Here is a 5,973-nt window from a genome sequence, read left to right as displayed (position 1 = left end):
CCTAATGGCATATTAAATGATCTTTCGATGAATTGTGCCCTGCATCAGGTTTTTTACGGCTTACACGGTAGTGGCCAATTTTATGGCTCAGGCAAAGTAAAAAGCGGCAATCGGGTAAATATTCGGCTGTCCAACTATCCCTACCACGAATTTTAGCATGTAAAAAGGCAACTGTCTCAGTCATGATTAGATTATTTAAGTTTGATTGAGTAATGAATTCGTAGCAAATAGATTACATGAGAAACCCTTCAGGTAAAACTTTCGCGGAGGTATCTATTTTACCTAAGGTCTTTATTGCATTGACCAAATTCCAGTACATTAAATCAATTATTGAGCTATGGAAATTCTGGGTTTTTCTTACCAAAGGGTTTTATTTACTATAGTTTTTATTGCGATCTATAACTCAGTCCTTCTGCTATTCTATTACAAGAGCCTAAAAAGGAATTTCTTCAGGAAGCTTAAAAATGATCATGAATCCACATCCACAGTGAAAAAGGATAAATGGAGCAAACTCAAATCTCTTGATCATAACTCTATGGCTATAGAAACCTTGCTTGTATCCGGAATCGGATTTAGCTTAATGTAATTCAGGGTTGGTATTCGCAAGATTAAACCACTACATCTTCTTCTCCACCCTCACCGCCGATAATTTAAACGGGGCAATTTTGGAATAGGGATCTAGCTCGTCGCGGGTGAGTTTATTCAAGTCAGTTTGGGTTTGAAATCTAATAAAGAAATAGTTAGGAAGGTACTCTAATAATTCTGTCAAAACGGTTTCTGCTTTTACTTTTTAGAACCGGAAATAAAGAATGTGATTTAAGATAATGGCGTAATAATTTAAATAGTAATTAAAAATTTACGGCAATATTTTAATGAGGTGCTTATTTACAACTATATTCTTACACTTGGGTTATAAAACAAAAATAAATAATCAGGCTTGCCATAATAAAAAAAACATTATTTAGAACAAATATAAACAGTAAATAATTATATGTTAAATTTGGTTAATATCGTTTTTTTTTACTTTTCACGCGCGATATTTCTTTATTGGGCCCAAAAGAAATTTCGCGGGCGGCAAACCGAAAAGCCCTGGCGTAGTGCCGAGAGTAGGTGAAAAATCGAACGATTATGAAGAACATATATTTTAAATCAATAGCAATTATTTTTCTAATGCTAAGCATGTCTTGTGAAAAAAGCCAAAATGAAAGCGAGTTAAAATTAACAGATGATGTTATTGAAAATATTCAGATTCATTTAAATGATTCATCTATCATCCAAGCTGAAGTGATAGAGAATACTTTGTGGTTTAAAACATTAAAAGACTATGAATTAGCAATTGAATACTTGAGTACTATTGAGACAAGTGAAAATGGTCTCCCTTATTGGGAAGATGAGTTTTCTTTTAAATCTATGAGGTTAACGTTAGATGAAAGTGAAATAAATGCAAATGGATTTGATGATGAGATTTTTAGTTCACTTGTTAGTCCTGATGGCATTATTGTGATTGATAACTTTATATTCAAAGTTGATATGATGAATGAAAATGTTAAAGTACAATCGTTTGATCCTGTCAGGAAAAATATACATTTCAAAACAGATGAAGATGTTAAGGAATTTTCTGTTGGTGAAAATGTATTAGATTTAGTATTCGGAATAATGGATAATGAAGTAGATGATTTTGCAACCAGATGTAGCAGCCAAAATACCGGTTGGCAAAGCTTGCAATCAACTGATGGTAAGATTGAATACAGGGTAAGATATTATAAGGCAGGTATTTATTTTACTTTAAGAGCTAGAATTAAGAAGGAATCAGGAAGTGGAGGTTATGTGGATATGTACATGAATACCAGGAACTACTGGACTTTTTTCAAAAATAGTAAAGGCTGCTGGACTTACTCTGGAAGTGTAGGAGGTAGTAGTAGTCATTACTCTATGAGACCTTATTCTAGAATGCGTTCTTTGAGTGCTTTCCGCTATTATGTCGAATTCACTATTTATGATAGTGGCGGAGGTTCTCCAACAACATATGAACGTAATTTAAATATTGTTTGCAAATTTGAAGATAATTGTTTTAAATAATTGAAGGAAATGAATACCGCTAAAACTCCAATAAGAATGATTTGTGATTAAATAATAGTTGAGTCCACTTCGAAAAATGGCATGTTTACATAATTAATACAAATTCAACTCTTACTTTTTGTAAAATATCACTTTAGAGAAATTTACTCTACTTGCCAGAAACATAAATATGTTTTTTTCGAAGTGGCCTCAATAATTGCAATGCCATATCCGTTATCAAATCAAAAGTAACCTACATAATTAACTCGTCCTGTTTTTTTGGTCTACCGCTATGTTCAATATACTATTACAATGCAAGTACAATAGTTTAAACTTGATCTTTTTAGCGATAAATCTATTGTTTTTTTCCTGTACCAAAGAGGTTACCATTGATTTGCCGCAATTTGAACCTAAGCTTGTAGTTGATTGTCTTTTTGGGCATGATGACACCTTGCGGCTTAATCTCTCCAAAACCAAAGGAATTCTGGATTTCAATGAAAAAAAAGCAATTGAAAATGCACTGGTTATTATTTCCGAAGAAGGAAATAATCCAGATACTTTGTATCATGCCGGGGATGGAAAATATATTTCCAAACTTATCGCCAAGCTTACTCAATCATATACTTTAGATGTTTCTGCACCCGGTTTTCCAACGGTAAACGCCAATGACATTATGGTGCATGCTTCACCTAATATGGGTAATGTTAGCTATATTGAGAATATCTATGTTGATGAGGAGGCAGGTTATATTGTTTCTCAGGCAAGAATAGAAATTCTCGATGATGGTACAGGCAAAAACTATTATGAGTTGATATTAAGGAACAGGCATCTTATTCCGGCTAGAAATACAGATGAATTGAGAATTTCAAATGTTATTTATCTGCAAAGTATTGACCCTGTTTTGTCCAATGAGTCAGATATAGAATACCATCCTGAAAGCCTTATATTTAGTAATGAATTGTTCAAAGGACATTCTTATATATTAACGGTTAATTATGTTACTCAACCGCAATATATTCACAACAATGATCTTTTGGAATATGACCATGATCTGATTATCATTCTACGGAAGACATCCAAAGCATATTATCAATTTAAAAAACACCTTACCCGACATTTGTATCACCAGGAAAGTGACTTTTGGTCTGGTGTTGGCGAACCGGTACCCATGTTTAGTAATATAAAGGGAGGTTATGGAATCTTTGCGGCTTATTCGGGCATTACTGATACTATTATTAATTCAGTAAGATAAACAGTTTATGCCAAAACTATCAAATCATAAAGGAACTCAGAAAAAAATGCATAACAAGGCTTGTATTTATCTGTTAATTAGTTTTTTATGGCTCATTATACCTCAGTCATTATATGCGCAAACCATAACAGTAAGTGGTTTTGTCAGGGATCATTCAAGTGGTGAATCTATAAATTCAGCGCATGTTTCAGACAATTATTCTGGCAAGGGAGTTATTAGTAATCCTTATGGCTTTTTCAGTCTTACCCTTGAGGCCACTGACTCAATAGAATTGATTATTACGCATATAGGCTACACCCCTTTGGTGACAAAGATTGATGGCAAAGTATCTATTCGGCTCGAATTATTATTAGTACCCGGAATTCTTCTGGAAACAGCAAAAGTAGAAGCTTCACGGGAGAAGTCTTTTGAGAAAAGAACAGAAATGAGTGTGGTGAGTATTCCTATGAGCAATCTTGTATTGCTACCGGCTTTGGGTGGTGAACCCGACTTACTTAAAGCAATACAGCTTATGCCTGGTGCTAGAAGTGGCAGTGAAGGTTCCAGCGAATTGTATGTAAGAGGAGGAAGTCCTGATCAAAATCTTATATTGCTTGATGATGCACCTCTTTATTACGTTAACCATTTGGGGGGCTTTGTATCAAGCTTTAACCCCGATGCCGTAAGTAGTATGACCCTAACCAAAGGGGGAATTCCCGCAAGATACGGAGGACGATTGTCATCAATTCTTGATATCAGGATGAAGGAAGGCGATATGTCGGAATCTCAAAGAAAAGCTACCATAGGTTTTCTAAATGCCAAAGTTAGTCTGGAGGGGCCTGTTAAACCTGATACAAGTTCCTATCTGTTGTCTTATCGTCGTTTTTTGTATGACCTTATTACACGACCCATAACCAAAATTGTTTTCGATGGAACAGAATTCGGATACCATTTTTATGATTTTAATGCTAAATATAACCATAAGCTGGGTCCAAATGACAGAATCTTCCTTTCTTTCTATATGGGTGACGATGCATTCCTGATTCGCATGAAAGATAAGGACAATGAAATTGACATAGAATCAAGAAACCGCGTTAAGTGGGGTAATAAGTTAGCTGTTTTACGATGGAATCATATCTTTAGTCCGAAGATATTTAGCAATCTTGTAATAGCTTATACGGAATATAATCATGCAGTAAAACAATCATTCAAAGAAAAAGCTGTAGATAATCAAAGACATTTTTTTAGCTCTTTTAGCAGTGGTATAAGAGACTTGAAATCATCCTTTGATATGGAACTTTTTTATAAACCTAACTATAAGCTAAGAATTGGAATTAGCTCCAATTTGCAGACATTTACACCCGGTATTACGCTATATGAACTGGAAACAGAAAATGAAACAATTAAAAGTGAATTCGGAAATTTTAAAATAGCGGCCTTAGATCATGCGGCATATTTAGAGAATCATTTTGATATAGGAAAACGTTTTAGTGCAAATATGGGTTTAAGAGCAACCCTTTACAGTGTTGATGGCAGCGGTTTTTTTTCACTTGAACCTCGTTTTATTTTTAATTATATGACCAGCTATAACTCATCTTTAAGAGCTTCATGGAATCGCTTACAACAGAACGTACACCTTTTAACCAGTGGTGGTATGGGTATTCCTGTAGATCTTTGGGTTCCTGCTACACCTTTCGCCAAGCCTTCAATTGCTGAGCAATGGGCACTAGGTTTTGCCAAAAACCTGAAGGGAAAATCCGTTGAAATTAGCGTTGAACTATATCATAAAAAAATGGACAGGCTTATTGGTTATAAGGAAGGTGCAGGGTACTCCCGGTCATCATTAAATTGGGAAGATAAAATTGAAGTAGATGGTATTGGCCGGGCCTATGGTATTGAATTTCTGATTCAAAAAACAAGCGGGAAAAATTCAGGTTGGCTGGCTTACTCACTTTCACGAACAACACGGGAATTTTCTAATATTAATTCAGGAAGACCATTTTTATTTAAATATGATCGGTTGCATGATGTTTCCATTGTTTGGATCAGGCGAATATCAAATCGAAGTGATTTTTCTGCTACATGGGTGTATGCAACCGGGAATGCAATAACCTTGCCTGAAGGTCGGTATTATCTTGAACGAGAACATCGCTCATTTCCTTTCGATTTACATATATATGATGGTATAAATACACACCGGATGCGCTCTTTTCATAAACTTGATGTGGGTTATAATATTAATTGGGTCAAAAGTAATAATAGAAAACGTCAGTTATCCTTTAATCTCTACAATGTTTATAACCGACAAAATCCCTATTATTACTTTCTGGAAGAAGAAAAAAAACATGTTATTAATGATGATGGCACCGAATCGGTTAGATCCCGCACAATTATAAAGCAGCAAAGTTTCTTTCCTTTAATACCATCTGTGAGCTATAGTTTTAGATTTTAACCTGGAATCCTGCATATACCATAATTAACCATTGAAGACATTCAAGCTTGCCTGGCCTATGCTGCAGACCGGGAGCGGAAATTACAGCATATATGATGAAGTTGCTTTTTGATTAAAATATTCTTATAGTGGCGGGGTGACTGGAAGTCGCCCCGTCACTTTTACCAGACATATATATCTTTTCCAATCTTAATTTTGGTCAAGCAATCTTCTCCACCCTCACCGCCGATAA

3 protein-coding genes are annotated in these 5,973 nt (G+C 35.0%); all 3 read left to right on the top strand.

The features are described from left to right. The first annotated feature begins 1,179 nt into the window (after positions 1-1,179). The 3 genes from EA412_00715 (at position 1,180) to EA412_00705 (ending at position 5,741) form a co-directional block, all read left to right on the top strand. A complete protein-coding gene (locus EA412_00715; protein TVR83813.1) occupies positions 1,180-2,079 on the top strand; it encodes a hypothetical protein in 900 nt (299 codons plus the stop codon). A 271-nt stretch (positions 2,080-2,350) separates the two neighbouring features. Then, entirely contained in the window at positions 2,351-3,310 is a 960-nt protein-coding gene (locus tag EA412_00710) for a DUF4249 domain-containing protein (GenBank protein ID TVR83812.1), read from the top strand. Between the two features lie 7 nt (positions 3,311-3,317). Next, positions 3,318-5,741: a TonB-dependent receptor gene (locus EA412_00705; GenBank protein ID TVR83811.1), complete on the top strand. Its 2,424-nt coding sequence runs from the start codon at positions 3,318-3,320 to the stop codon at positions 5,739-5,741. The last annotated feature ends 232 nt before the right edge of the window (positions 5,742-5,973 follow it).

The sequence above is a fragment of the Chitinophagaceae bacterium genome, from assembly GCA_007695095.1.
Taxonomy (GTDB): domain Bacteria; phylum Bacteroidota; class Bacteroidia; order Chitinophagales; family REEL01; genus REEL01.
This window is presented reverse-complemented; position numbering and strand designations above follow the sequence as displayed.

Excerpts from the sequence above, each read along its gene's own strand:
- EA412_00715 (TVR83813.1), top strand. The coding sequence starts at position 1,180 with ATGTCTTGTGAAAAAAGCCAAAATGAAAGCGAGTTAAAATTAACAGAT.
- EA412_00705 (TVR83811.1), top strand. The coding sequence starts at position 3,318 with ATGCCAAAACTATCAAATCATAAAGGAACTCAGAAAAAAATGCATAAC.
- EA412_00710 (TVR83812.1), top strand. The coding sequence starts at position 2,351 with ATGTTCAATATACTATTACAATGCAAGTACAATAGTTTAAACTTGATC.